The sequence below is a fragment of the Nocardioides rubriscoriae genome, assembly GCF_008087085.1.
In the GTDB taxonomy this organism is placed as follows: domain Bacteria; phylum Actinomycetota; class Actinomycetes; order Propionibacteriales; family Nocardioidaceae; genus Nocardioides; species Nocardioides rubriscoriae.
The window spans coordinates 90,379-115,588 of the sequence record NZ_VIYJ01000001.1; the positions used below are offsets into that span (position 1 = coordinate 90,379).

Sequence of the window (25,210 nt, forward strand, 5' to 3'; positions counted from 1 at the left end):
GCTGATGGCGCTCACCGGTCGCACTCCCCTGCTGGTGCTGCTGGGGCTGGTCGCCGTGCTCGTGCGACCGGCCGGCAGCTCGGTGTGGCTGTGGCTGCTGCTCGTGCTGCTGCTCTGCGGTCTCGACCTGCTCCTGGCGCCCCGGCCGTCGTCGCTCAGCGTGGTCCGCCGCCCGACCGGGTCGGTGCGCACGGGGCACCCGGCCGAGTCCCTGGTCGTCGTCACCAACGACTCGACGCGGACGGTGCGTGGCGTCGTACGCGACGCGTGGCAGCCGACCGCCGGCGCCACCAGCAACCGGCACCCGATCCGCCTCGCGCCCGGCGACCGAGCGGGCCTCACGACGCCGCTGCTCCCCCGGCGCCGCGGCGACCTGCGCGCGCTCGGTGTCACCGTGCGCCTGCCGGGTCCGCTGGGTCTCGTGGCGCGCCAGCAGACGATCGACGTGCCGGGCACGGTCCGGTCGCTGCCGCCCTTCGAGTCGCGCAAGCACCTGCCCTCACGGCTGGCGCGCCTGCGCGACCTCGACGGTCGTTCGGCGGTGCGGGTGCGCGGGCAGGGCACGGAGTTCGACTCGCTGCGCGAGTACGTCCGGGGCGACGACGTCCGCTCGATCGACTGGCGCGCCTCGGCCCGCACCACCAACGTCGTGGTGCGCACCTGGCAGCCCGAGCGCGACCGGCGGGTCGTGCTGGTCCTCGACACCTCCCGTACGTCGGCCGGCCGGGTCGACGACGTCCCGCGGCTCGACTCCGCGATGGACGCCGCGCTGCTGCTCGCCGCGCTCGCCGCCCGCGCCGGCGACCGGATCGACTTCGTGGCCGGCGACCGGCGGGTCCGCTCCCGCCTGCGCTCGGCCGGGCGCCGCGACGTCGCCGCGACCCTGCAGGACGCGATGGCCGACCTCCGACCGGTGATCGCCGAGGCCGACTGGGACGCCCTGGCCGGCGCGGTGCAGGGCTTCGGTCGCCAGCGGGCCCTGGTCGTGCTGCTCACCCCGCTCGAGCCGAGCGCGATCGAGGAGGGCCTGCTCAGCGTGCTGCCCACCCTGACCCGCCACCACCGCGTGGTGCTGGCCTCGGTGCGCGACCCCGAGCTCGACCGCCTCGCCGCGCTCCGCGAGACCATCGACGACGTCTACGACGCCGCGGCCGCCGAGCAGGCCGTCGCCCGCCGACGGCGTACCAGCGAGCTGCTGACGAGGCTGGGCGTCGACGTGGTCGACGCCGACGCCCAGCGGCTGCCACCGGCGCTGGCCGACCACTACCTGTCGCTCAAGGCGCAGGGGCTGCTCTGACGCGTCGCACGACCAGCGACCCGGCAGCGTCGGGCACCACGGTGGTCGAGGTGCGAGGGCCGCCAGGCCCGAGCCTCGAGACCCCGCACTGTCGTTGCCTGGTGACCGCGTGGGTCGGCGGGGTTGCTCATCGCCCACCGGGTCTCGAGGCTCCTCGCGGGCGCTCGTCGCACCTCGACCACCGTTGGGGTCAGGCCTGGGTGGCGACGGTGTCCTCGAGCAGGTCGGCCGACAGGTCGCCGGTCTCGCCCTCGGCGACGGCGCGGCGGCCGAGCACGAACACGTAGGCCAGGAAGACCGCCTCGGCGAGCACCCCGATCGCCAGGCGCGCCCAGGTGGGCAGCGGTGAGGGCGTCACGAAGGCCTCGATGAGGCCGCTGACGAGCAGCACGACGCCGAGACCCATCGCGACGGTGACGGCGGTGCGGCCCTCGCGGGCCAGCGACGCGGCGCGGCTCAGCCCGCGGGGCTCGATCCACGACCAGAACAGGCGCAGCCCCACGCCGCCGGCGACGAAGATCGCGGTCAGCTCGAGCAGGCCGTGGGGCAGGATCAGCCCGAAGAAGACCTGCCCGCGGTCGGCGCGGACCATGATCGAGCCGACGATCGCGACGTTGAGGACGTTGGTGAACAGCAGCCACACCACCGGCCCCCCGAACACCCCGAGGGCGATGCACAGCGCCGCGACCCGCGTGTTGTTGAGCCAGACCAGGGTGGCGAAGCTGTGCGCCGGGTTCTCGTCGTAGTAGCGCTCGAAGTCGCTGTTGACGAGCTGGTCGACCTCCTGCGGCGAGAGCAGCGACTGCTCGACGTTCGGGTGGTCGAGCAGCCAGAGCATCACCACGGCGATGAGGACGACGTTGGCGGCCAGGCACCCGAGCCACCACCAGCGCAGCCGGTAGAGCGCGGCCGGGAAGCGGTGGGTGAAGAACCGCGCGAAGGAGCGCCAGGTGCTGGTGCGGGTGCCGACCATCCGGATGCGGGCTCGGGCCAGCAGCGAGGAGAGGTAGGAGATCAGGTGGCTGTCGGGCGCGGACGTGCGGACCACGGACAGGTGGGTCGCGACCTGCTGGTAGCGCTCGACCAGCTCGTCGCTCCCGGGCCCGTCGAGGGTACGGCGCGCGGTCAGCTCCTCGAGGCGCTGCCAGTCGTGCGCGTGCGCGAGCACGTAGGCGTCGAGGTCCACGGGCTCACCCTAATCTGGGGCCATGAGCGGACCCGGGCCCACGAGCTCGGAGGTCGTGGCCCTGCCCGATGGTCGCCGGGCGCAGGTCTGGGTCGGAGGGGCGACGACCGGCCCGCTCGTCGTCGTGCTGCACGGCTGTCCCGACACGCGCCACGTCGCGATGACCGGCCACGAGGCGGCCGCCGGGCTCGGCGTACGGCTGCTGTGCGTCAACCGTCCCGGCTACGGCGACTCCGACCCGCACGCCTCGACCCAGGGCTCGGTGGCCGACGACGCCGTCGCGGTCGCCCGCTCGCTCGGGGCCGACAGGTTCGCCGTGCTCGGCATGTCGGTGGGCTGCTCCTACGCGGTCGCGGTGGCGGCGCGTCACCCCGAACGCGTGGCGGCCCTCGGCCTGGTCGCGCTGCAGACCCCGCCGCCCGAGACGGGCACGGTGACGGACAAGGTCGAGCGCTACCGCCCCGGCTTCGCGTCGTACGTCGCCGCGCTGGCCCCCGACGACCCCGACGACACGGCGCTGGCCGGCCGCTTCCTCGACCGGCTGCCCCCGGCCGACGCCGCCGAGCTCCTCGCGCGGGCCGGGCGGGCGGGTGTCGCCGCTGGCGTCCGGGAGGCCCTCGCCTCACCCGAGGGCTACCTGCGCGACGCCGCGCTGCTGCTGTCGCCGTGGGAGCACGCGCCCGAGGAGGTCAGCTGCCCCGTGCACCTGTGGTTCGGCGAGCTGGACGCGAGGTCGCCCGCCAGCGCGACGGCCGCCTGGACCGCCCGCCTGGCGGCCCCCGCCGTCGTGGTGCGCCCCGGCACCACCCACCTGACGACACTGGTCGGCCACTGGCCGGAGGTCCTCGGCACGCTGGCCCGCCCCCTGCACCGCGACCTGGGAGACTGACGGGCATGGCCGGTCCCGAGTTCGCGACGACCACCAGTGACGACCTCGTCACCGGTGAGGCGGTGGCGCTCGACCTCCCCCCGGCCAGCCTCGGCTCGCGGATGGCCTCCGGGCTGATCGACGTCGCGGTGACCTTCGGGGCGCTGGTCGTGGTCCTGGTGGTCTTCGCGGTCGCCTCGGTCGACACCGACCCGGCGCTGGCGCAGGCCGCGGTGATCGCGGTGACGCTGCTCGTCCTGGTCGTCGCGCCGACCGCCCTCGAGACGCTGACCCGTGGCCGCTCGGTGGGCAAGCTCGCCCTGGGGCTGCGGGCGGTGCGCGACGACGCGGGCCCGGTCTCCTTCCAGCACGCGCTGACCCGCACCCTGATCGGGGTCGTCGAGGTCTACGTCCTGTTCGGCGTGCCGGCCTTCTTCTCCATGTTGCTCAGCCCGCGCGGCAAGCGTCTGGGCGACTACGCCGCCGGCACCTACGTCGTACGCACCCGCGTGCCGCTGTCGCTGCCGTCGCCACCGATGGTGCCGCACCACCTGGTCGGTTGGGCCGCGCGTGCCGACATCACCGCGCTGCCGACCGGGCTGGCGCTCGCCTGCCGCCAGTACCTCGGTCGCGCCGCGACCCTCGACCCCGCCTCCCGCGCCGCGGTGGGCGCCCGCCTGGCCGAGGAGGTCAGCGCCCACGTCGCCCCGCCACCGCCCCCCGGCACCCGGCCGGAGGACTTCCTGGCCGCGGTGGTCGGGTCGCGGCGCGAGCGCGACCTGGCCCGGTTGCAGCGACAGGCCGCGCAGCGGCACCGGCTCACGTCGCGGCGGTGAGCGCGGCCTCGGTGCTCGGCTCGCGCGTCGGGGGGATCAGCAGCACCGCGGCGGCCGCGGCCAGGCAGAGCACACCGGCGGTCATCCAGGCGCCGAAGTAGTCGCCGGTCTCCTGGCGGACCAGCCCGGCGTAGCTGGCCGCGACGCCCGCGCCGACCATGTGGGCGGCGAAGACCCAGCCGAACACGACCCCGGCCCGCTCGACCCCGAAGTGGGCGCGGCACAGCGCGACGGTCGGCGGCACGGTCGCGACCCAGTCGAGGCCGTAGAAGACGATGAAGACGAACAGGCTCGGGTGCACGACGCCGGCGAGCAGGTAGGGCACCGCGAGCAGCGACAGCCCGCGCAACAGGTAGTAGACGAGGAGCAGGTAGCGACTGTCGACGCGGTCGGTGAGCCACCCGCTGGCGATCGTGCCGACGATGTCGAAGATGCCGATCAGCGCCAGCAGGGACGCCGCCGTCGTCTGCGGCAGCCCGTGGTCGTGCGAGGCGGCGATGAAGTGGGTGCCGATCAGCCCGTTGGTCGACCAGCCGCAGATCCAGAACGTGCCGAAGAGGATCCAGAACACCTTCGACCGCGCGCTCTCACGCAGCGTGTCGATCGCGGTGCGGGCCGCGCCTCGGGTGGGCACCGGCGCGGTCGGGGGTGGGGCGTCGGGGTCGGCGCCGTACGCCGTGGTGCCGACGGCGGCCGGTGAGTCGGCCAGCACCAGCAGGACCAGCGGCACCAGCAGCAGCGCGAAGGCCGCGACCAGCCCGGCCGCCCAGCGCCAGCCCGGCCCGTCGGCGAGGTGCGCGATGGCGGGCAGGAAGACGAGCTGGCCGGTCGAGCTCGCCGCCGAGAACACCCCGACCACGACGCCGCGGTGCCGCACGAACCAGCGGTTGGCGACGATCGCCCCGAAGACCAGCGCCAGCGCCCCGGTGCCGACGCCGATCGCGAAGCCCCACAGCAGCCACAGCTGCCAGGCCTGCTGCATGACCAGGGTCAGCCCGGAGCCGACCGCCACCAGGGTGAGCGACGCCGCGACCACGCGGCGGACCCCGAAGCGCTCCATCAGCGCCGCGGCAAAGGGCGCGGTGAGGCCGTAGACGATCAGGTTGAGACTGACCGCGCCCGAGGTGGTGCCGCGCGACCAGCCGAAGTCGTCCTCGAGCGGCTCGAGCAGCGCCCCGGTCGAGGAGCGGAACCCGGCTGCGGCGACCAGCGCGGCCATCGTCACCGCCGCGACCCACCAGGCCCGGTGCACCCGCACCCGGCGCAGTGGCTCGACGTCGGTGCTCACCGGGGCAGCCTAGAGCGGCGGCGACCTCGGACGCGCCGCGCTCGACGGACAGCGGACGTCGATCCGCTGCCAGACTGGCGCGATGGACGTCACCGCGTTGTGGGACTTCGACGACCCGGCCGCCTCCGAGGCCCGTTTCCGTGCGGCCGCGGCCGACGCACCCGACCCGGTGCAGACGCGAGTGCTGACCACCCAGGTGGTGCGCGCCCTCGGCCTGCAGGAACGGTACGCCGAGGCGCACGCGCTGCTCGACACCGTCGCGACCGACGACCCCGAGGTCGCCACGCGGGTGCTGCTGGAGCGTGGTCGGTTGCGGCGCTCGGCCGGGTCGCCCGACGAGGCCGAGCCGCTGTTCGCCGCGGCGGCGGCGGCCGCGGCGGCCGGTGGGCTCGAGGCCCTGCGGGTCGACGCGCTGCACATGGTGGCGCTCGTCGCCCCGCCCGAGGACCGACTGCAGCGTCACCACGAGGCGCTCGCGATCGCCCGCGCCTCCCACGACGCCGCCGCCCGCGACTGGGACGCCAGCCTGCTGCACAACATCGGGATGACCCACGCCGACGTGGGCGACTGGGGCGCTGCCCTGGCCGCGTTCGAGGACGCCCTGGTGGCCCGCGAGCGCACCGGCGACGCCGCCCGCACCCGTGTCGCCCGCTGGATGATCGGCTGGTCCCTGCGTCAGCTCGGGCACACCGAGAGCGCCCTCGCCGTGCAGAGAGCCCTCAAGGCCGAGCTCGACGCCGCGGGCGAGACGGATCCCTACGTCGACGAGGAGATCGCGCTGATGACGTCGGGGGGCTGACCCCACAGCGCCGCCACGTGGCGGACGTCGGTGCCGCAGCACCCGCCCACGACCTGCACCGCCGGGAGCTCCTGCACGAGACGCGCGTGGTCGGTCGCCAACTCGACCGGGTCGCCGTCGTCGAGCACCGTGGCCTCGTCGAGCTCGGCGTGGCTCTGTCGCGAGGCGTTGACCCGCAGGCCCTGGATCCGGCGGCGCCACGGTCCGTCGTCACCGAGGCCGCGCGCGACGTGGTCGGGGTGGGCGCAGTTGACCAGGTAGTAGTTCGGGGCGGTGTCGGCGTCGACCCGGGCCACGGCCTGCGCGAGGGTCAGGCCTCCGGGCAGCCGGCCGTCGGTCTCGACGGTGAACCCGAGCGCCACCGGGAGCCCCACGTGGGCCGCGGCGCGGGCGATCCCGACGGCCTCACCCACGTCGGTCAGCGTGAGCGCGGTCGCCCGGTCGGCGCCGGCGTCACGGAAGGCGCGGAGCTGGGGCCGGTGGTAGTCAGCCGCCTCGTCCGGGTCGACCGCGGGGCCGGGCAGGTAGCCGTCACCACGCGGACCCAACGTCCCACTGACCTCCACGGTCGTGCACCCGGCCGTGTCCAGCGCACGCAGGAACCCAACGGCGTCGCGGTTGACGCGGGCGAGCGCAGCAGCGTCGAAGCCGACCCGGGCGCCCCAGTCGGGGTTGGCCCGCCACGTGGGTGTCTCGAGGAGCAGGCCCACCTCCGCCCGCGCCGCCACCGCGGCGTACGCGCAGTAGTAGTCGGTCAGCAATCTGCGCCCACCGGCCGCGTCGAGCAGCGGGAAGGCCGCGAACTCGGGCAGGTCGACGCCGTGGTGGAAGATCAGGTCGGTCTCGAGACCGCCGTCGGTGACGAAGCGAGTGGTCATCGCTGCTCCTCGCGCAGGCCGGACACCCGTTCTAGCAGGTCGAGGAGTCCGACGTCAGCGTGACCTGACGTAGGCCAGGTCGGTGATCGTCCGACCGGCCGCCAGCCCCTTGCGCTCGAACTTGGTCACCGGCCGCTCGGACCAGCGCTCCACGACGCCGCCGACCAGGGCCGGCTCGGCGTCGAGCACCTCGACCATCTGCTCGGCGTACGCCGCCCAGTCGGTCGCCAGCCGCCACCGCCCGCCGGGGCGCAAGCGCTGGGTGGCCGTGGCCGTGAACGCCGGGGCGACCAGGCGGCGCTTGTGGTGCTTGGCCTTGTGCCACGGGTCGGGGAAGAAGGTCCAGAGCTCGTCGAGGCTGTCGGGCTCCACCAGGTGCTCGAGCAGCCAGACGGCGTCGATGCCGCACACCCGCACGTTGTCGAGCCCGGCCTCAGCCACCCGGCCCAGCGTCTCGGCCACTCCGGGGCGCCACACCTCGAGCGCGAGCACGTTGGTGCCCGGCCGGGTCGCGGCCAGGGCCGCGGTGGCCTCGCCGATGCCGCACCCGATCTCGATCGCGAGCGGCGCCTCGCGACCGAAGGCGCGGGCCCACGAGAACCCGGGCTCGTCGACGGCCTCGTCGGGGATCACCCAGGCGTCGTGGTGAGCCTCCCACGCCGCGGCCTGACGCGGGGTGAAGCGGCTGCCACGACGGCTGTAGGTCAGGACCTCGCGCACCCGCCGGCCGTCGTCGGTGAGCTTGTGGTGGGGACGAGCCGGGCGGGACCCGGCGTCCGGCGGCTGCTCAGGCACTCGTCGAGACCGCCGCGACGAGCACGACGAGGTAGACCACGCCGAGCAGGACCCCGAGGGCGAGCAGGACGCTTCCGACGATGCCCAGGACGTAGCCGACCTTGACCTGGGACCGGCCGCCCCACCGGCCGCCGGAGGCGTCGATCTCGCGCAGCGTGCGACCGCCGATCACCCAGGCGAACGGCGCGATCGCCTGGCACAGCGCGAAGGAGAGCACCCCGAGGATGAGCACCGTGGTCGCCCGGGGGTGGTCGGGCGGCGGGCCCCACGGCACGCCGGTCGGACTCAGGCCGTACGGACCGTAGGGGCCGGCCGCACCGCCCTGCTGCTGCGGGAAGTAGGGGTTGCCGGGCTGCTCCGGGCCCCGCTCGGGGTCGTCGGGGTGGGGCGACTGGCTCATGGGGCCAGCGTTCCACGATCGGCGCGGGGGCAGAAAAACGACGAAGCCCCCAGGGCCCGAAGGCCCTGGGGGCAACGCGTGCGGATCAGGTGATCACTTGGTGATCTTGACGACCCGGCCGGCGCCGACGGTGCGGCCACCCTCGCGGATCGCGAAACGCAGACCCTCGTCCATGGCGATGGGCTGGATCAGCTCCACCGACATCTCGGTGTTGTCGCCCGGCATGACCATCTCCGTGCCCTCGGGCAGCGTGACGACGCCGGTGACGTCGGTGGTCCGGAAGTAGAACTGCGGACGGTAGTTGTTGAAGAACGGCGTGTGACGACCGCCCTCCTCCTTCGAGAGGATGTAGACCGAGGCCTCGAAGTTGGTGTGCGGGGTCGTGGTGCCCGGCTTGATGACGACCATGCCGCGCTCGATGTCCTCGCGCTTGGTGCCACGAAGCAGGAGACCGACGTTCTCGCCGGCCTGGCCCTCGTCGAGCAGCTTGCGGAACATCTCGACGCCGGTGACGGTCGACTTCTGGGCGGTCTCGCGGATGCCGATGATCTCGACCTCCTCGTTGACCTTGACGATGCCACGCTCGATGCGACCGGTGATGACCGTGCCGCGACCGGTGATGGTGAAGACGTCCTCGACGGGCATGAGGAACGGCTTGTCCGTCTCACGCTCGGGGGTCGGGATGCCCTCGTCGACCGCGTTCATCAGCTCGATGATCGACTCGCCCCACTTCTCGTCGCCCTGGAGCGCCGGGAAGGCAGCAACGCGGACCACGGGAATGTCGTCGCCCGGGAACTCGTAGTCGCTGAGGAGCTCGCGCACCTCCATCTCGACGAGCTCGATGAGCTCCTCGTCGTCGACCATGTCGCACTTGTTGAGCGCGACGACGATCGCGGGGACGCCGACCTGGCGGGCCAGGAGCACGTGCTCCTTGGTCTGCGGCATGGGGCCGTCGGTCGCCGCGACCACGAGGATCGCGCCGTCCATCTGCGCAGCACCGGTGATCATGTTCTTGATGTAGTCGGCGTGACCCGGGCAGTCGACGTGCGCGTAGTGGCGCGCCTCGGTCTGGTACTCGACGTGCGCGATCGAGATCGTGATGCCGCGCTGACGCTCCTCGGGAGCCTTGTCGATGTCCTCGAACGCCGAAGCGGCGTTGAGGTCGGGGTGCTTGTCGTGCAGGACCTTGGTGATCGCCGCGGTAAGGGTCGTCTTACCGTGGTCGATGTGACCGATCGTGCCGATGTTGACGTGCGGCTTGGTCCGCTCGAACTTCGCCTTAGCCACGGGGGCTCCTCCTGGTGTGGGTTGGTACTTGACTCGTACTGATGGGTGGTGCGCCGAGGGCTGCGACGCGCAGGGTCTCCGTCAGGGAGGGGACCTACTCGCCCCGCACCTTCTTGATGATCTCGTCGGCGATGTTCGTGGGAACCTCGGCGTACGAGTCGAACTCCATCGAGTACGAAGCCTGGCCGGAGGTCTTGGACCTCAGGTCGCCAACGTACCCGAACATCTCGGACAGGGGCACAAGGGCGTCGATGACCATGTCACCGTGACGCTCCTCCTGGGCCCTGATCTGACCGCGCCGGGAGTTGATGTCGCCGATGACCGTGCCCAGGAAGCTCTCGGGCGTGGTCACCTCCACGGCGAACATCGGCTCCAGCAGCACGGGCTTGGCCATGCGGGCGGCCTCCTTGAAGGCCTGGTTGCCGGCGATCTTGAACGCCAGCTCCGACGAGTCGACGTCGTGGTAGGCGCCGTCCTCGAGGGTGAACTTCACGTCGACCATCGGGTAGCCGGCGAGGACGCCGAACTCCATGGCCTCCTGGCCACCCTGGTCGACCGAGGGGATGTACTCCTTGGGCACGCGGCCACCGGAGACGGCGTTGACGAACTCGTAGCCGGCACCGACACCGGTCTCGGGGTCGATGTTGGGGCCCAGACCCACGACGACCTTGGCGAACTGGCCCGAGCCACCCGTCTGCTTCTTGTGGGTGTAGGAGTGCTTGGTGACCTCCTTGCGCAGGGTCTCGCGGTAGGCCACCTGAGGCTTGCCGACGGTCGCCTCGACGCGGAACTCGCGCTTCATCCGGTCGACGAGGATCTCGAGGTGGAGCTCGCCCATGCCGGCGATGATCGTCTGACCGGTCTCCTCGTCCGCCTTGACGGTGAACGTGGGGTCCTCGTCGGACAGCCGCTGGATGGCGGTGCCGAGCTTCTCCTGGTCGCTCTTGGTCTTGGGCTCGATCGCAACCTCGATCACCGGGGCCGGGAACGTCATCGACTCGAGGATGACCTGGTTGCTGGGGTCGCACAGGGTGTGGCCGGTCTTGGTGTCCTTCAGACCCATGACGGCGACGATCTGACCGGCGCCGACCGACGCGATCTCCTCACGCTTGTTGGCGTGCATCTGGTAGACCTTGCCGATCCGCTCCTTGCGGCCGTTGACCGAGTTGACCACGGTCGCGCCGGCCTCGAGCTTGCCGGAGTAGACGCGGACGTAGATCAGCTTGCCGAGGTGCGGGTCGGTGGCGATCTTGTAGGCCAGGCCGGAGAACGGCTCGTCGTCGGACGGGAGACGGCGGATCTCCTTGTCCTCGTCGCGCGGGTCGTGACCGATGATCGCGTCGATGTCGAGGGGGCTCGGGAGGTACTTGACGACCGCGTCGAGCAGGGGCTGGACGCCCTTGTTCTTGAACGCGGTGCCGCACAGGACCGGGTTGAGCTTGTCGGCGAGGGTGGCGCGACGGATCGCGGCCTCGAGCTCCTCGACGGTGAAGACGTCGCCCTCGTCGAGGTAGCGCTCCATGATGGCGTCGTCGGTCTCGGCGACGGTCTCGACGAGCTTCTCGCGGTACTCGGCGGCCTGCTCGGCGAGGTCGGCCGGGATCTCCTCGATCTCGTAGTCCTCACCGATCTTGGTCTCGCCGCGCCACACGAGGGCGCGCATGCCGACCAGGTCGACGACACCGAGGAAGTCGGACTCGGCGCCGATCGGCAGCTGCAGGACCAGCGGGGTGGAGTTGAGGCGGTCGACCATCATGTCGACGCAGCGGAAGAAGTCGGCACCGGTGCGGTCGAGCTTGTTGACGAAGCACATGCGCGGCACGGAGTACTTGTTGGCCTGGCGCCACACGGTCATCGTCTGGGGCTCGACACCGGCGACACCGTCGAAGACCGCGACCGCGCCGTCGAGGACGCGCAGCGAGCGCTCGACCTCGGCGGTGAAGTCGACGTGCCCGGGGGTGTCGATGATGTTGATCTGGTGGTCCTTCCACCAGCAGGTCGTCGCGGCCGACGTGATCGTGATGCCGCGCTCCTGCTCCTGCTCCATCCAGTCCATCGTGGCCGCACCCTCGTGGACCTCACCGATCTTGTAGCTGATGCCGGTGTAGAAGAGGATGCGCTCGGTGGTGGTGGTCTTGCCGGCGTCGATGTGCGCCATGATGCCGATGTTGCGGACGACATTCAGGTCGGTGGTGATGTTGACAGCCACTGTTGTCAGCGTTCCTTAGAGGTCTGAGGTGGACTGGTGGAGGACGGAGGTGCCGCGGGGGCACCCCCGTCCGATGATCACCAGCGGTAGTGGGCGAAGGCCTTGTTGGACTCGGCCATCTTGTGGGTGTCCTCGCGCTTCTTCACCGCGGCACCGAGGCCGTTGGAGGCGTCGAGGATCTCGTTCATGAGCCGCTCGTGCATCGTCTTCTCGCGGCGGTCGGCGGCGTAGCCGACGAGCCAGCGCAGCGCCAGCGTGGTGCCGCGCGTGCCCTTGACCTCGATCGGGACCTGGTAGGTCGCGCCACCGACGCGGCGGGACTTGACCTCGATGGCCGGCTTGACGTTCTCGAGCGCACGCTTGAGCGTGACGACCGGGTCGGTGCCGTTCTTCTCGCGGCATCCCTCGAGCGCGGTGTAGACGATGCGCTGGGCGACCTGCTTCTTGCCGTCCTGCAGCACCTTGCTCACGAGCTGGGAGACGAGCTGCGACCCGTAGACGGGGTCGATGTCGATCGGCCGCTTGGGGGCCGGACCCTTGCGGGGCATTAGCTCTTCTCCTTCTTGGCGCCGTACTTGCTGCGGCCCTGCTTGCGGTTCTTGACACCCTGGGTGTCGAGCGAGCCGCGGATGATCTTGTAACGGACACCGGGGAGGTCCTTCACCCGGCCACCGCGGACGAGCACGATCGAGTGCTCCTGGAGGTTGTGGCCCACGCCCGGGATGTAGGCCGTGACCTCGACGCCGCTGCTCAGACGCACGCGGGCGACCTTGCGGAGGGCGGAGTTCGGCTTCTTCGGGGTGGTGGTGTAGACGCGGGTGCAGACACCGCGACGCTGGGGGGATTCCTTCAGGGCAGGCGTCTTGTTCTTGGACACCTTGTCCTGGCGGCCCTTGCGGACCAACTGCTGAATGGTGGGCACCTGGTGGTTCCCTTTCGGTCTACTCTCAGTGACGGCACCTTGCCGCGCACGGATGTCACGTTCGTAAGGCGTGCCCCGCGAGCCCTGGGCCCACGAGTGGGCACGACGGGCGGACGAAGGTGTCCGGACGGGCCGGACACACGAGGGCCAAGGCTACTGGCCGCCCCCCGCCCCAGCAAATTCACCGCCGCGGGACCCGCGAGGGACGAGCGGGTCCCGCGACAGCGGGGAGGTTGAGCGAGCACGGAGCGCTCCGAGGAACGAGGAGCGGTCCGAGCGCCGACGAAACCGGACCAACCGCAGCCGAGTCTCGGAACCCGACGACGCCCCCCACCTACGTCGCTGCGACCCGCTCCGGCGCGACGTCCTCGACCCGACCACCCGGCGTACGCGACCCGGCGAGCAGGCGGCGCCAGCCGCCGGTCATCCGGGCGTAGACGCCGACGGCCAGCGCCACGCCGAGCAGCGTGAAGAGCCCGCCGGCGACGAGGGTCCAGCGGGCCCCGAAGTGCTCTCCCACGAAGCCGATCACGGGCGAGCCGAGCGGGGTGCCACCCATGACGATCGTCATGTAGAGCGCCATCACGCGGCCCCGCAGCTCGGGGGCCGCGCTGAGCTGGATGGTGGCGTTGGCGGAGTTGAGCATCGTGATCGTGCAGAAGCCGATGACCGGGGCGAACAGCGCGAACGCAGTGAAGGTCGGCAGGGTCGAGGCCACGAGCAGGGCGACCCCGAAGCCGGTCCCGGCCAACAGGAGCAGCCGCAGGCGGACCTTGACCCGCCGCGCGGCCATCAGCGCGCCGGTGAGGGACCCGACGGCGAGGGCCGACCCGAGCACCCCGAACTCGCCCGCGCCCTTGCCGAACACCTGGGTGGCCATCAGCGCGGAGGTGATCATGAAGTTCATGCCGAAGGTGCCGGCGAAGAAGACCAGCACCAGGATCATCACCATCCGCGGCTGGCTGCGGACGTAGCGGACCCCCTCGAGCAGGGCCCCCGGGCGGCGTCCGGTCGGCCGGGACGGGTGGAGCTGGGCGAGGTCCATGCGCTGGAGCTGGGCGATGATCGCGAGGTAGCTCACGGCGTTGAGGAGGATGACCCAGCCGGTGGCGCGGGTGCCGTCGCCCAGGGCGTGGATCATCAGGCCGGCCAGGGCCGGGCCGAGGATGCGGGCCAGGTTGAAGCTGGCGGAGTTGAGGCCGACCGCGTTGGTGAGGTCGTCGGGCCCGACCATCTCGGAGACGAACGACTGGCGGGCGGGGGCGTCGAAGGCCGAGCCGACGCCAAAGACGAACGCGATCACGAAGACCTGCCAGGTCTGGGCGACCCCCGAGACCGCGAGCAGGCCCAGCAGCAGGCTGGCCACGCCCATCGCGCCCTGGGTGACCTGGAGCAGCCGCCGCTTGGGGAAGCGGTCGGCGATGACGCCGGCGTACGGCGACAGGAGCAGGACCGGCAGGAACTGCAGACCCGTGGTGATGCCGAGGGCGGTGCCGCCCCCGCCGAGCGTCAGCACCAGCCAGTCCTGCGCGACGCGCTGCATCCACGTGCCGGTGTTGGAGACCAGGGTGCCGGCGACGTAGAGGCGGTAGTTGTGGTTGCGCAGGGCTCGGAAGGTGGGGCTCATTCGGCGTTGGCCAGTCTCTCCAGGATCGGGGCCGCCTGTCGCAGGACGGCGCGTTCGTCGGGGGTCAGGTCGCGCAGCCGCCGGGCCAGCCACTCGTCGCGGCGGCGACGGTCGGCGAGCAGCGTCTGGCGCCCGAGGTCGGTCAGCACGACCACGACCTGGCGGCCGTCGGTCTCGTGGCGTCGTCGCTCGACGTAGCCGTCGGCCTCGAGGCAGGTCACGGTGCGCGTCATGCTCGGCGGCTGGACGCGCTCACGGGCGGCCAGGTCGCCCACGCTGAGGTCGCCGTGGCGGTAGAGCCCGGCGAGCACGGCCATCGCGTTGAGGCTGAGCTGGTTGTCGGGGTGACGCTCCCCCGCCAGGCGACGGCGTAGCCGCATCACCGACATCCGCAGCTCGGACGCGAGCCCCGGGTCGGTGCGGGAGGCCTTCTCGACGGTGGGCATGTCGTTAGCCTAACTCATTACCCATGCTAATCATTCCTGGGCTGCAGACCCCGGCTGCTCCCCCGGCGTACGCTGTGGCCGTGGAGCTCCGCGACGACCAACCGATGCAGCACGAGTTCAGGAACAAGACCTATGTGCTGGCCGACGTCGAGCCCCTCGACGTCGACGGCGTGCGCACGGTCGAGGTCGGCACCGCGATCTTCTTCCTGGCCTTCCTCGGGCTGCTGCCGTTCTACGGCCGGCTGCGCGAGGACGGCCACACCTGGTGGCTGTGGATGTGCCTGGCCGGCATGGGCCTGGGCCTGTTCGGCCTGGAGTACTGCCGACGCCGCCGCCAGGCCCGCCACGAGCGCGACGCCGACCTCAACCCCGAGTAGGCCGACCGCACCGTGTCCGACTCGATCGTGGGCCGACCACAGCACCGATCCGGTCACTGGGCGCCCGGGCCACCGACCAACACGACCACACGGCGCACGTCGCGGTCGACCGTCCGCCGTGCCGGTCAGGCCCGCCAGGCCAGGTCGGCGGCAGCGCTACCAGGCGGCGCGGGACTGCGGCACGAGCCGGCCGAGCCGCCGGACGGATCACCAGGCGCCCGGGCCACCGACCAACGCCACCACACGGCGCACGTCGCGGTCGACCGTCCGCCGTGCCGGTCAGGCCCGCCAGGCCAGGTCGGCGGCAGCGCTACCAGGCGGCGCGGGACTGCGGCACGAGCCGGTCGAGCCGCCGGACGGATCACCAGGCGCCCGGGCCACCGACCAACGCCACCACACGGCGCACGTCGCGGTCGACCGGCCGCCGTGCCGGTCAGGCCCGCCAGGCCAGGTCGGCGGCAGCGCTACCAGGCGGCGCGGGCCTGCGGCACGAGCCGGTCGAGCCGCCGGACGCATCACCAGGCGCCCGGGCCACCGACCAACGCCACCACACGGCGCACGTCGCGGTCGACCGGCCGCCGTGCCGGTCAGGCCCGCCAGGCCAGGTCGGCGGCAGCGCTACCAGGCGGCGCGGGCCTGCGGCACGAGCCGGTCGAGCCGCGACCAGACAAGTCAGAACGACTCGTAGTCGTCGGCTCCCAGGGTCGTGTCGAGCGCGTGCTCGGGCAGCGGCTGCGGCTCGTGCTTCTTGGCCAGGCGCACCTCGGAGTGGGCACCGCAGCCGTGCTGGAACGCCACGACGCGTCCGTCGTCGTTGGCGTCGCCGTTGGCGCAGACCCCGAAGGTCTCCGACAGCGGGCCGGCCAGGCGCATCAGGAAGCCGCAGGTCGAGCAGGGCTGGGGGGCGGCCTGGGCCAGCGGCGAGTCGGGGCCGCCGTCGCCGTCGTACCAGCGCTGGGCGGCCAGGTCGCGGCCCTCGCGCGAGAGGGTGCGCACGCGGCCGGCGTAGAGCTCCTTGGCGACGTCGCGGACCTGGGCCTTGTCGTCGGCGTCGAGCGGGTCGTCGCCGAAGGTGTAGACCGGGACCAGGCGCGGGTCGTCGTCGGCGACGGGCAACAGGTCGCCCGGTGACATGTCGCCGGGCTGCAGGCGCTCGCGGTAGGGGACCCACGGCGGCGCGATGATCGCGTCGGCACCGGGCAGGAGCACGACCTCGGCGACGGTGATGGTCTTCTGGCGGTAGGCGCGGACCACGGTGACGGCCCAGCGCCAGCCGACGTAGCCGGGGCGGCTGCAGGCGAAGAAGTGGGTGACGGTGCGCTCGGCCTCGGTCTCGGCCTCGACCCCGAGGTGGTCGCCGACCTCGCTGGGTGGGACCTCCTGGAGCAGGGCGGACCGGGCGACGTCGACCGCGCGGGCGGCCACGGTGTCGGGCTGGGTGCGCACCAGGGTGGTGAGGGACGTCGTCACGGGCGTCAGTGTGACCGATCGCGCGCGGCGCTGTCAGGTCGGGTCGGGCTGGTGGGCAGGTCGCGCGTGTCGGGCTCGGTCGCGGAGGGCAGGATGGGCACATGACCCTCAGTCCCGGCGACGCCCCGCTCCACGGTGGCCGCGACACCCGGTCGCTGGGTGACGAGGTCGAGGCGCTCGAGGCCCGCTCCGAGCCCGGGCCGTCGGGCACCGACCGGGCGCGCACGGTGGGCCAGGGCCTCGGCACCGGGGCCAAGGCGACGGCCCGCGGGGTGCGGGCGACAGCACGGGTGACCGGGCGCGCCGGACGCTTCGCGGTGTCGCAGGCCAAGCGCGCGGCCAACGCCGAGGGCGCCGAGCAGTCGGGCCTCAACCGCCTGATCTACCTGCACGCCGCCAACGCCGCCGGCGACGCCGCGGTCACGATCTCGCTCGCCACGACGGTGTTCTTCGCCGGTGCGACGAGCGAGGCCCGGGGCCAGGTGGCCCTCTTCCTGGCGCTGACGATGGTGCCGTTCGCGATCGTGGCCCCGCTGATCGGACCGTTCCTCGACCGGTTCAGCCACGGTCGCCGCTGGGCGATCGGCGCGACGTTCGCCATGCGCGCGTTCCTGTGCTGGGTGCTCGCCTCCGCGGTGGCCGACGAGTCGGCGCTGCTGTATCCCGCCGCGCTCGGCGTGCTGGTCTCGTCGAAGGCCTACGGCGTGACCCGGGCGGCCGCCGTCCCCCGGTTGTTGCCGAGCGACTCGACCCTGGTCAAGGCCAACGGCCGGGTCTCGCTGGCCGGCCTGGTGGGGGCCGGTATCTCCGCGCCGCTGGCCGGGGGCGCCGCCTACTTCGGGGCCGAGTGGTCGCTGCGCTACGCCTTCGTCGTCTTCGTCGCCGGCACCATCGCCGCGATCCTGCTGCCGGCCGAGGTCGACTCGACCGAGGGCGAGCAGCAGGTCTCGTTGCGCAGCGGCCCCGACGGGCAGCGGCGCGGCACCCACATCCCGGCCCAGGTGGCCTACGCCCTGCGGGCCAACTGCGGTCCGCGCTGGCTGTCGGGCTTCTTGACGATGTACATGGCGTTCCTGCTGCGCGACAAGCCGCTGGACGGGTGGGAGGACCGGCAGACGGTCCTGCTCGGCATCGTCATCGGTGGCGCCGCGGTCGGCAACGCGGTCGGGATCTTCCTGGCGTCGGTGCTCAAGCGGATCAACCCGGCCGTGACGGTGACCTTCGCGCTGCTGGCCGACATCGTGATCGTGCTCGTCGGCACCCTCTTCTACGGCGTCCTGGCCCTGGCCGGGCTCGGCCTGGTCGCCGGCCTGGCCCAGGCCCTGGCCAAGGTGTCGCTCGACTCGACGATCCAGAGCGGCGTACCGGCCCACGTGCAGGCCAGCGCCTTCGCCCGCAGCGACACGACCCTGCAGCTGGCCTGGGTCATCGGCGGCTTCATCGGCATCGCCCTGCCGCAGGTCCCCCGCCTCGGCCTCGGCGTCGCCCTGGCGGTCCTGGTGCTGTGGACCCTCTTCGTCCTCTCCCACCGCCCCCGCAGGCCGAGCCGGGCAGCACCCGCCGCACCCGAACGCCCGCACCTCACCAAGGACTGAGCAGAGGCGGATCGGCCAAGCCGATCCACGCCAGGTCCCACACGTGGGCGCCCGGGCCACAGACCGGGACGACCACACGGCGCACGGAGCGGTCGGGCGGCCGCCGTGCCGGTCAGCCCCGCACGGCCAGACCGGCGGCAGCGCTACCAGGCGACGCGGGGCTGCGGCACGAGCCGCTCGACAAGCGACCAATGAACGGAGCGTTCGGGCGGCCGCCGTGCCGGTCAGCCCCGCACGGCCAGACCGGCGGCAGCGCTACCAGGCGACGCGGGCCGGCGGCACGAGCCAACCCGAGCCGCGACCAAGGTCAGAGCGCCAGCTCGTCGGCGAGGGCGTGGAGCAGCTTGGCGACGGGCTGGGCCGCCTTGGGGTCGGGGTGCCGTCCGTGCCGGTAGGCCTCGCCGATGCCGTCGAGCACCCGGATCAGGTCCTCCACGATGGGGGCCATCTCGTCGGGGCGCTTGCGCTTGGCCTGGGACTGGTTGCGGCTGACGGAGGCCGGGGCGTCGAGGACGTTGACCTGGAGGGCCTGGTCGCCCTTGCGGCCCTGGGCGATCCCGAACTCGACCCGGGTGCCGGGCTTGAGGGCGGTGGTGCCGGCCGGCAGCGCGTCGGCGTGCACGTAGACGTCGGGCCCGTCGTCCTGGGACAAGAACCCGAAGCCCTTGTCGACGTCGAACCACTTCACCTTGCCGTTGGGCACTGTGCTCGTCCCCTCCACCTGTGACTGCCACCCCGTGAGTGCCCGGCCGTGCGGCGGGCGACGGTCACCTTATGCCACGTGGGCGTCGAGCCACGACGGGAAATCGTCGAGGCTGTCGAGGATGACGTGGGTGCCCGCGTCGAGCAGCTCGTCGCGGCTGCAGCCGCCGGTGAGGACCGAGACGCTGAGGACGCCGGCGGCCAGGGCCCCCTCGACGTCGTGGACGTGGTCGCCGACGTAGATCGACGCCCCTTCGCGGCGCAGGACGTCGGCCTTGCCGACGCCCCAGACCCAGCCCTCGAGCCCGTCGACCTCGAGGCCGAGGTGGTCGAGGTGGAGGCGGGCGTTGGGGGCGTACTTGCCGGTGACCACGAGCACCCGTCCCCGGTGGCGGCGTACGGCGGCCACCGCGGCGGCCGCGCCGGGCAGCAGCGGCACCGACGCGACGGCGTGCTCGGGGTAGAGCGCACGGAAGCGGTCGCCGGCCGCGGGGATGTCGGCGGCGGGCAGGTGGGGGGCGAGCATCAGGTCGAGCGGCGGCCCGAGCGCGGTGGTCATCTCCTGGATCGGGAAGTCGACCCCGAGCTCGTCGCCCAGGACCCGCAGCACCGCGGCGAACCCGGGCACGGTGTCGATCAGGGTCATGTCGAGGTCGAAGCCAACGACCAGGGGGGAGGGCACGCGGCAACCCTAGGTCGCAGGCGTCTTCACCCCAACGCATGCGACGGATGTGACGCGTGCGCCACAATGGTCGGCTCGGAGCCATCAGGGGCGGTGAACACACGGTGACCGGACGACCAGGACGACCAGGACGACCACGGGGGCGGCGCCCCGCGCTCGCGGCTGCGCTGGCGGCCGTGACGGTCCTGGCGGTGGGCGCGACGCTCGTACCGGCCCCCAGCCCCGCCGCCAGCCCGGTCGCCCGCGTCGACACGTCCTCGACGAGCGCGGGCGACGACGCGCTCTACCTGGTCACCCTGCGCGGCCCGGGCACCTCGACGACGTCGGGAGGGCTGGTGCGGACCCTCGCCGCGACGGCGCTGCTGCGCGAGCAGGACGCCGTGCTCGACGCCGTCGGCGCCCCGGCACCGGTCTACCGCTGGACCACCGCGCTCAACGGCTTCGCCGTGCGGCTCGACGCCGGGCAGGCCGCCGTCATGGCGTCCTCGGCGCGGGTGCTCACCGTCGAGCGCGACTCGGTCCGCCCGCTCGCCGGCGCCGATGCGGCCCGCCCGGCCGCCGCGGTCGACCGCCCGGTCGCGGCCCCCCGCCACGGCGGGGCCGGGACCGTGATCGGCGTCGTCGACACCGGGCTGGCTCCCGACAGTCCCGTCTTCGCCCTGCGCACGACGCTCGCGGCCCCCTCGTCGTTCGCAGGGACCTGCGAGACCGCGGTCGACTGGGACGCCGCCGAGTGCGCCGGCAAGGTCGTCTCGGCGCGGTCCTACGTCGCGGGCTTCGGCGTCGACGCCCTGCGCGCGGCCACGACGGTGTCCCCCCGCGACCTCGACGGTCACGGCACGCGGACGGCGTCGCTGGCCGCCGGCAACGCCGACGTGCCCGTGGTCGTCGACGGGGAGCAGCTCGGCTCCTTCGGCGGACAGGCCCCCGACGCCCGCCTCGCTGTCTACAAGGCCTGCTGGAGCGCCCCCGACCCCGCCGACGACGGCTGCTCGGCCGCCGACCTGGTCAGCGCCGTCGACGACGCCACCCGCGACGGCGTCGACGTCCTGACCCTCGCGGTCGGTGGCCCCAGCAGCTTCGACACCCTCGAGCGTGCCCTGCTCGGCGCCACCGAGGGAGGCGTGCTCGTGGTCGCAGCGGCCGGCAACCGCGGCCCCGGGTCCCTGGCCCATCCCTCGCCGTGGGTGACGACCGTGGGCGGCACCGCTGGCGACGTACGCCGCGGGCAGCTGCTGCTCCCCGACGGCGAGACCGTCGTCGGCGCGATGCTGTCGCGCCGGACGGTGGGGCCGGCGCGGGTGGTGCTCGCCGAGGAGGCCGCGGCCGACGACTCGTCGGTCGGCGACGCCCGGGTGTGCGTGCCCGGCAGCCTCGACGCTGCTCGCGTCGCCGGCGCCGTCGTGGTCTGCGACCGCGGCCGGGTGGGCCGGGTCGACAAGTCGCGGGCCGTGGCCCTGGCCGACGGCACCGCGATGGTCCTGGTCAACCGCGGCCCGGGCTCGATCGACGCCGACCTGCACAGCGTCCCGACGCTCCACCTCGCCGCCGGTCCCGGCCGTGAGCTGCGCCGGCGGCTGGCCGCCGACCCGACGCTGCGCGTGCGGATGCGTCCGCTCGGCGCGACCGACCGGCTCCCCCGCGTCGCCGGCTTCTCCGGCTCGGGCGGGTCGCGCACCGGCACCGTCAAGCCCGACGTGCTCGCCCCCGCCTCCAGCATCCTGGCCGCCGTGCCCGGCACCGCGGGCCGGTGGGAGGTCGCCAGCGGCACCTCGGCCGCGACCGCCTACACCGCCGGCGTCGCCGCGCGCCTGCTCGGTGGAGGGCTGCGGCCCGCCGAGGTCCGTTCGGCCCTGGTGACGACCGCACGTCCGGTGCGCGGCGGCGTGGTGCGCAGCGGCGCCGGTCTGCTGCGAGCGCGCGAGGCCCGACGTCCGGGCCTGGCCCTGCTCGTCGGACCAGGCGCCTACCGGGCGTGGCTCGACGGCGGCAGCCCCCACCTCAACACCCCGTCGATCCTGATGACCGGTCGCGAGGTCGTGGCCCGGCGCCGCCTCACCAACGTCAGCGGCCGCCGGCTCTACTTCTCCTCCTCCGCCCTGGGTTTCCGCCGCGACGTGGTGGTGACGCCCGCCGCCGTACGGCTCGGGCGCGGCGAGAGCGTCACCTTCCGGGTCCGGGTCTCGCCCTCGGGCGCCGACCGGCTCGACGACGGCTACGTCGTGTGGCGCGGCGCCACCGGCACCGTCACCCGGATCCCGGTGGTCCTCACCCGCTGAGCCGGGTGATGATGCCCGCGTGGACATCACCGGCCTGCTCCCCCTGCGGACCGAGCGCCTCGTGCTGCGCGAGGTGCGCGACGCGGACGCCGACGCGGTCCTGGGCTACTGCGGCGACGCCGAGGTCACCCGCTACCTCCCGTTCGACGTCCTCGACCGCGAGGGGGTCCTCGCCCGGATGCAGCGCTGGCGCGACGACCTGGCCCGCGACCCGGACGACGAGCCCGACCGCGACTGGGCCCTGACCCTGGTCGCCGAGCACGACGGCGCCGTGGTGGGCGACGTGATGCTGCGGTTGGCGGCCGGCGAGGTGCGCACGGTCGCCGAGCTCGGCTACGTCTTCGACCCGGCGTACGCCGGACGGGGCCTGGCCACCGAGGCCGCCCGCACCCTGCTCGACCTCGCCTTCGGCACGCTCGGGTGCCACCGGGTCTTCGCCCAGCTCGACCCCCGCAACCACCCCTCGGCCCGGCTCTGCGAGCGCCTGGGCATGACCCACGAGGCCCATACCCGCCAGGACTGGTGGGGCAAGGGCGAGTGGTCCGACACCTCGGTCTACGGGATCCTGCGCGACGAGTGGCCCCCGGTCGGCACCGACTGATCAGCCCAGCCCGAGCTGCTCCGCGGAGCGCTCACGCATCTCGACCTTGCGGACCTTGCCGGTGACGGTCATCGGGAACTCGTCGACGATCATCACGTAGCGCGGGATCTTGTAGTGCGCGAGCTTGCCGGTCGTGTAGGCACGCACGGCGTCGGCGTCGAGGGGCTCGGCCCCGGCCCGCATCCGGATCCAGGCGCAGAGCTCCTCGCCGTACTTCTCGTCGGGGACGCCGACGACCTGGACGTCCTCGATGTCGGGGTGGGCGTAGAGGAACTCCTCGATCTCGCGCGGGTAGATGTTCTCGCCGCCGCGGATGACCATGTCCTTGATGCGGCCCACGATGTTGCAGTAGCCGTCCTCGCGCATCACGGCGAGGTCGCCGGTGTGCATCCAGCCGTCGGCGTCGATGGCCTCGGCGGTCTTCTCGGCGTCGTCCCAGTAGCCGATCATCACCGAGTAGCCGCGGGTGCAGAGCTCGCCGGGCTCGCCGCGCTCGACGGTGTCGCCGGTGACGGGGTCGACGACCTTGAGCTCCACGTGCGGGTGCACCCGGCCGATGGTCGCCGTACGCCGGTCGAGGTCGTCGTCGGCGCGGGTCTGGCAGGAGACCGGAGAGGTCTCGGTCATGCCGTAGGCGATCGACACCTCGGCCATGTGCATGTCGGCGACGCAGCGCTTCATCACCTCGACCGGGCAGATCGAGCCGGCCATGATGCCGGTGCGCAGCGTCGAGAGGTCGCGCTCGGCGAACGACGGGTCGTGCTGCATCGCGATGAACATGGTCGGGACGCCGTAGACCGCGGTGCAGCGCTCGTCCTCGATCGCCCTCAGGGTCACCGCCGGGTCGAAGGCCGGTCCGGGGATCACCATCGTGGCCCCGTGGGAGGTGCACCCGAGGTTGGCCATCACCATGCCGAAGCAGTGGTAGAAGGGCACCGGGATGCAGAGCCGGTCCTCGTGGGTCAGGTCGATCGTCTCGGTGGTGAACCACCCGTTGTTGAGGATGTTGCGGTGGCTGAGCGTGGCGCCCTTGGGCCGCCCGGTCGTGCCGGAGGTGTACTGGATGTTGATCGGGTCGGTCGGCGACAGCTCCCCCGCGCGTACGTCGAGCGCGTCGGCCGGCAGGTCGGCACCGGCCGCGGCGAGCTCGGCCCAGTCATCGGTGTCGAGGTAGACCGCGCGCTCCAGCCCGGGGCAGTCGGGCGTGACCTCGTCGACCATGGCGCGGTAGTCGCTGGTCTTGAAGGCCGACGCCGCGAGCAGCCAGCGCAGGCCGCTCTGGTTGACGGCGTAGGCCAGCTCGTGGGTGCGGTAGGCCGGGTTGACGTTGACCAGCACGACGCCGGCCTTGGCGGTGGCGTACTGGGCGATGGTCCACTCGGCGCAGTTGGGCGCCCAGATGCCGACCCGGTCGCCGGTCGCCAGGCCGCCGGCGAGGAGCCCCCGGGCGACCGCGTCGACCTCGGCGCCCAGCTCGGCCCAGGTCCAACGGCGCCCGGTGGCCACCTCGACCAGCGCCTCGCGGTCGGGCCAGGTCACGACCGTGCGGTCGAACGACGCCCCGATCGTCTCCTCGAGCAGCGGCTGGTCGGTCTCACCCCGGGCGTAGGAGTCCATGAGGCGAACGTAACGCGCATCACGTCACGGGACGAGAGCCGGTGGGCTCGTGGCGGGGCGAGCCGCTGAGGGGCGCTGGCGTACATTCCCTGTCGTGCCCGAAGACGACGCGCCGCGCCCGCCGCAGCTGGACAAGTTGCCTCACGACGAGGTGGCGGTCGCCGACGACGCCGGGGCCGTCCCCGCCGACAGCGTGGCTGCGCCGGCCCCCCGGGAGGCCGACCGCAAGCGCCGGGCCCCGCTGTGGCTCGAGACGGGCATCCTGCTCGTCGTCGCGCTCGGCATGGCGCTGATCATCAAGACGTTCCTGGTGCAGGCGTTCTACATCCCGTCGGCCTCGATGGAGCCGGGACTGGTCAAGAACGACCGCATCCTGGTCCAGAAGGTGTCCTACTGGTTCGGCGGCTCCCCGTCGCGCGGCGACGTGATCGTCTTCGAGGACCCGGGTGACGCCACCCCCGACGACGGGTCCGACGACTGGCTCCAGGGGCCCGAGGCCGGACCGCAGACGATCCTGGCCAAGGGCCTGGCGAAGGTCGGGCTCTACCCCACCGGCGGGCACCTCGTGAAGCGCGTCATCGGCATCCCCGGCGACACCATCGAGTGCTGCGACGACCAGGGCCGGCTGATGATCAACGGCGTCGCGATCGACGAGGACGACTTCATCCGCCCGCAGCCCGACTGCGACGGGCCGATGGTCAGCGCCTGCCAGTACGACTGGAAGGTCACCGTGCCGCCCGACCGGCTCTTCGTGATGGGCGACAACCGGGCGGCGTCCGCCGACTCCTCCGACCGCCTGTGCAAGCGACAGATGGAGCAGTGCAACCCCGACGACCCGTCGTCGTTGCCGCCCAACAAGCCCGACCGGCCGTTCGTGCCGATGACCAACGTCGTCGGCAAGGTCTTCTCGCTGGTCTGGCCGCTCGACCATGCCGGCTTCATCGGCCGGCCCGACGTGTTCGAGGACGTCCCCGACCCGCAGTGAGCAGGGTCGGTCCCACCGGGCGATCTCCGACACGGAGCCGGCGTTCCGCACATGCCGAGAGCCG

The 25,210-nt window shown here is 72.9% G+C and carries 24 protein-coding genes; 9 read left to right on the forward strand and 15 right to left on the reverse strand.

Going from position 1 to position 25,210, the window contains the following annotated elements:
- The first annotated feature begins 4 nt into the window (after nt 1-4).
- Nucleotides 5-1,297: a DUF58 domain-containing protein gene (locus FZC61_RS00475; protein WP_148611408.1), complete on the forward strand. Its 1,293-nt coding sequence runs from the start codon at nt 5-7 to the stop codon at nt 1,295-1,297.
- Nucleotides 1,298-1,487: 190 nt separating this feature from the next.
- On the opposite strand, the gene FZC61_RS00480 is transcribed toward FZC61_RS00475, so the two are convergent.
- Complete coding sequence (locus FZC61_RS00480; RefSeq protein ID WP_148611410.1) at nt 1,488-2,483, reverse strand: stage II sporulation protein M; 996 nt, start codon at nt 2,481-2,483, stop codon at nt 1,488-1,490.
- A 22-nt stretch (nt 2,484-2,505) separates the two neighbouring features.
- On the opposite strand from FZC61_RS00480, the gene FZC61_RS00485 reads away from it, so the two are divergent.
- Both FZC61_RS00485 and FZC61_RS00490 read left to right on the forward strand, forming a co-directional pair.
- Nucleotides 2,506-3,372: an alpha/beta fold hydrolase gene (locus tag FZC61_RS00485; protein WP_148611412.1), complete on the forward strand. Its 867-nt coding sequence runs from the start codon at nt 2,506-2,508 to the stop codon at nt 3,370-3,372.
- Between the two features lie 5 nt (nt 3,373-3,377).
- The gene (locus FZC61_RS00490) at nt 3,378-4,187 is read left to right on the forward strand and encodes an RDD family protein (RefSeq protein ID WP_148611414.1); all 810 of its coding nucleotides are present in this window, start codon (nt 3,378-3,380) and stop codon (nt 4,185-4,187) included.
- Here the strand turns inward: FZC61_RS00490 and FZC61_RS00495 are convergent.
- On the reverse strand, nt 4,171-5,475 hold the full coding sequence (locus FZC61_RS00495; RefSeq protein ID WP_246142448.1) for an MFS transporter: 1,305 nt from the start codon (nt 5,473-5,475) through the stop codon (nt 4,171-4,173). The two genes, FZC61_RS00490 and FZC61_RS00495, sit on opposite strands and share 17 nt — an antisense overlap.
- An 82-nt stretch (nt 5,476-5,557) precedes the next feature.
- Between FZC61_RS00495 and FZC61_RS00500 the strand changes: the two genes are divergently transcribed.
- On the forward strand, nt 5,558-6,274 hold the full coding sequence (locus tag FZC61_RS00500; RefSeq protein WP_148611416.1) for a tetratricopeptide repeat protein: 717 nt from the start codon (nt 5,558-5,560) through the stop codon (nt 6,272-6,274).
- Here FZC61_RS00500 and FZC61_RS00505 read toward each other — a convergent pair.
- The 9 genes from FZC61_RS00505 to FZC61_RS00545 form a co-directional block, all read right to left on the reverse strand.
- Nucleotides 6,232-7,152 (reverse strand): homocysteine S-methyltransferase family protein, encoded by a 921-nt coding sequence (locus FZC61_RS00505; RefSeq protein ID WP_148611418.1) that lies wholly within the window; start codon nt 7,150-7,152, stop codon nt 6,232-6,234. The genes FZC61_RS00500 and FZC61_RS00505 overlap by 43 nt on opposite strands.
- Nucleotides 7,153-7,206: 54 nt before the next feature.
- Nucleotides 7,207-7,947 (reverse strand): tRNA (guanosine(46)-N7)-methyltransferase TrmB, encoded by a 741-nt coding sequence (trmB, locus tag FZC61_RS00510; protein WP_148611420.1) that lies wholly within the window; start codon nt 7,945-7,947, stop codon nt 7,207-7,209.
- Nucleotides 7,940-8,347, reverse strand: coding sequence for a hypothetical protein (locus FZC61_RS00515; protein ID WP_211357023.1), 408 nt, complete (start codon nt 8,345-8,347; stop codon nt 7,940-7,942). The genes trmB and FZC61_RS00515 overlap by 8 nt, the downstream gene beginning before the upstream one ends.
- A 93-nt stretch (nt 8,348-8,440) precedes the next feature.
- The gene (gene tuf / locus FZC61_RS00520; RefSeq protein WP_148611422.1) at nt 8,441-9,634 is read right to left on the reverse strand and encodes an elongation factor Tu; all 1,194 of its coding nucleotides are present in this window, start codon (nt 9,632-9,634) and stop codon (nt 8,441-8,443) included.
- Between the two features lie 94 nt (nt 9,635-9,728).
- Complete coding sequence (fusA, locus tag FZC61_RS00525; RefSeq protein WP_148611424.1) at nt 9,729-11,843, reverse strand: elongation factor G; 2,115 nt, start codon at nt 11,841-11,843, stop codon at nt 9,729-9,731.
- A 77-nt stretch (nt 11,844-11,920) separates the two neighbouring features.
- Entirely contained in the window at nt 11,921-12,391 is a 471-nt protein-coding gene (gene rpsG / locus FZC61_RS00530) for a 30S ribosomal protein S7 (RefSeq protein ID WP_134766929.1), read from the reverse strand.
- Nucleotides 12,391-12,765 (reverse strand): 30S ribosomal protein S12, encoded by a 375-nt coding sequence (rpsL, locus tag FZC61_RS00535; protein WP_134766928.1) that lies wholly within the window; start codon nt 12,763-12,765, stop codon nt 12,391-12,393. Before rpsL ends, rpsG begins: the two co-directional genes overlap by 1 nt.
- Before the next feature lie 334 nt (nt 12,766-13,099).
- The gene (locus FZC61_RS00540; protein ID WP_148611426.1) at nt 13,100-14,392 is read right to left on the reverse strand and encodes an MFS transporter; all 1,293 of its coding nucleotides are present in this window, start codon (nt 14,390-14,392) and stop codon (nt 13,100-13,102) included.
- The gene (locus tag FZC61_RS00545) at nt 14,389-14,838 is read right to left on the reverse strand and encodes a MarR family winged helix-turn-helix transcriptional regulator (protein WP_148611428.1); all 450 of its coding nucleotides are present in this window, start codon (nt 14,836-14,838) and stop codon (nt 14,389-14,391) included. The genes FZC61_RS00540 and FZC61_RS00545 overlap by 4 nt, the downstream gene beginning before the upstream one ends.
- 80 nt (nt 14,839-14,918) lie before the next feature.
- Between FZC61_RS00545 and FZC61_RS00550 the strand changes: the two genes are divergently transcribed.
- Nucleotides 14,919-15,215, forward strand: a complete 297-nt coding sequence (locus FZC61_RS00550; RefSeq protein ID WP_246142449.1) for a DUF2530 domain-containing protein — start codon at nt 14,919-14,921, stop codon at nt 15,213-15,215.
- 672 nt (nt 15,216-15,887) lie between these two features.
- Here the strand turns inward: FZC61_RS00550 and FZC61_RS00555 are convergent.
- On the reverse strand, nt 15,888-16,685 hold the full coding sequence (locus FZC61_RS00555; RefSeq protein WP_148611430.1) for a DUF3027 domain-containing protein: 798 nt from the start codon (nt 16,683-16,685) through the stop codon (nt 15,888-15,890).
- A 101-nt stretch (nt 16,686-16,786) separates the two neighbouring features.
- On the opposite strand from FZC61_RS00555, the gene FZC61_RS00560 reads away from it, so the two are divergent.
- A complete protein-coding gene (locus tag FZC61_RS00560; RefSeq protein WP_148611432.1) occupies nt 16,787-18,280 on the forward strand; it encodes an MFS transporter in 1,494 nt (497 codons plus the stop codon).
- Nucleotides 18,281-18,587: 307 nt separating this feature from the next.
- On the opposite strand, the gene FZC61_RS00565 is transcribed toward FZC61_RS00560, so the two are convergent.
- Entirely contained in the window at nt 18,588-18,983 is a 396-nt protein-coding gene (locus tag FZC61_RS00565; protein WP_148611434.1) for a cold-shock protein, read from the reverse strand.
- Nucleotides 18,984-19,052: 69 nt separating this feature from the next.
- Nucleotides 19,053-19,664, reverse strand: coding sequence for an HAD family hydrolase (locus FZC61_RS00570; protein WP_246142450.1), 612 nt, complete (start codon nt 19,662-19,664; stop codon nt 19,053-19,055).
- Nucleotides 19,665-19,840: 176 nt separating this feature from the next.
- Between FZC61_RS00570 and FZC61_RS00575 the strand changes: the two genes are divergently transcribed.
- Together FZC61_RS00575 and FZC61_RS00580 are read left to right on the forward strand one after the other, a co-directional pair.
- Nucleotides 19,841-21,943: a S8 family serine peptidase gene (locus FZC61_RS00575; protein WP_148611436.1), complete on the forward strand. Its 2,103-nt coding sequence runs from the start codon at nt 19,841-19,843 to the stop codon at nt 21,941-21,943.
- A gap of 19 nt (nt 21,944-21,962) precedes the next feature.
- A complete protein-coding gene (locus FZC61_RS00580) occupies nt 21,963-22,544 on the forward strand; it encodes a GNAT family N-acetyltransferase (protein WP_148611438.1) in 582 nt (193 codons plus the stop codon).
- On the opposite strand, the gene FZC61_RS00585 is transcribed toward FZC61_RS00580, so the two are convergent.
- The gene (locus FZC61_RS00585; protein ID WP_148611440.1) at nt 22,545-24,161 is read right to left on the reverse strand and encodes an AMP-binding protein; all 1,617 of its coding nucleotides are present in this window, start codon (nt 24,159-24,161) and stop codon (nt 22,545-22,547) included.
- A gap of 94 nt (nt 24,162-24,255) precedes the next feature.
- Between FZC61_RS00585 and lepB the strand changes: the two genes are divergently transcribed.
- Nucleotides 24,256-25,146, forward strand: a complete 891-nt coding sequence (gene lepB, locus FZC61_RS00590) for a signal peptidase I (RefSeq protein ID WP_246142451.1) — start codon at nt 24,256-24,258, stop codon at nt 25,144-25,146.
- The last annotated feature ends 64 nt before the right edge of the window (nt 25,147-25,210 follow it).

Coding starts and splice junctions, on each gene's coding strand:
- FZC61_RS00475 (WP_148611408.1), top strand. CDS start 5: ATGGCGCTCACCGGTCGCACTCCCCTGCTGGTGCTGCTGGGGCTGGTC.
- FZC61_RS00485 (WP_148611412.1), top strand. CDS start 2,506: ATGAGCGGACCCGGGCCCACGAGCTCGGAGGTCGTGGCCCTGCCCGAT.
- FZC61_RS00490 (WP_148611414.1), top strand. CDS start 3,378: ATGGCCGGTCCCGAGTTCGCGACGACCACCAGTGACGACCTCGTCACC.
- FZC61_RS00500 (WP_148611416.1), top strand. CDS start 5,558: ATGGACGTCACCGCGTTGTGGGACTTCGACGACCCGGCCGCCTCCGAG.
- FZC61_RS00505 (WP_148611418.1), bottom strand. CDS start 7,152: ATGACCACTCGCTTCGTCACCGACGGCGGTCTCGAGACCGACCTGATC.
- FZC61_RS00515 (WP_211357023.1), bottom strand. CDS start 8,347: ATGAGCCAGTCGCCCCACCCCGACGACCCCGAGCGGGGCCCGGAGCAG.
- rpsG (WP_134766929.1), bottom strand. CDS start 12,391: ATGCCCCGCAAGGGTCCGGCCCCCAAGCGGCCGATCGACATCGACCCC.
- FZC61_RS00540 (WP_148611426.1), bottom strand. CDS start 14,392: ATGAGCCCCACCTTCCGAGCCCTGCGCAACCACAACTACCGCCTCTAC.
- FZC61_RS00545 (WP_148611428.1), bottom strand. CDS start 14,838: ATGCCCACCGTCGAGAAGGCCTCCCGCACCGACCCGGGGCTCGCGTCC.
- FZC61_RS00560 (WP_148611432.1), top strand. CDS start 16,787: ATGACCCTCAGTCCCGGCGACGCCCCGCTCCACGGTGGCCGCGACACC.
- FZC61_RS00585 (WP_148611440.1), bottom strand. CDS start 24,161: ATGGACTCCTACGCCCGGGGTGAGACCGACCAGCCGCTGCTCGAGGAG.